General features: G+C 49.6%; 1 protein-coding gene. It reads left to right on the top strand.

The features are described 5' to 3' along the window. The coding region (locus R7Q46_RS29230) for an ABC transporter permease subunit (RefSeq protein WP_318078589.1) at positions 1–478 on the top strand (478 nt) is incomplete at its 5' end. Positions 479–562 lie beyond the last annotated feature (84 nt).

Genomic DNA, 562 nt, shown 5'->3' with positions numbered 1-562 from the left:
TGGGATTGGTTTTGATCAGCGTAATTCTTTGGTGGTTGGCCTTGCGATGGGCTTTGCCGTGATTCCTACCATTTTTACCATTGCGGAAGATGCCATTTTCTCTGTACCAAAGCACTTGTCTGATGGATCGTTAGCGCTTGGGGCGACCCCTTGGCAAACCTTGATTTACGTCGTGCTCCTTACGGCCAGCCCAGGTATTTTCTCCGCCATCATGATGGGGCTTGGACGCGCGGTTGGTGAGACGATGATTGTCTTGATGGCGACTGGCAACACGCCTTTGATGGACTGGAACATTTTAGAAGGCCTTCGCAGCTTATCGGCAACCATTGCGGTGGAGTTGCCAGAGTCTGAAGTTGGCAGTTCGCATTATCGTTTGTTGTTCCTCGCTGCGTTGATTTTGTTTGTCTTCACCTTTGCGGTGAACGCGCTGGCAGAGTTGGTACGTCAAAGATTGAGAGATAAATACCGTGCGTTGTAGTTTAGAACAGGAAAAAGAGCGAGTTACTGAATGTTAAATTGGATTCGTTCTGGCGCACCGTGGATATGGCTAACAGGCGGTGCG

This window comes from Vibrio sp. 811 (genome assembly GCF_033339195.1).
This window is presented reverse-complemented; position numbering and strand designations above follow the sequence as displayed.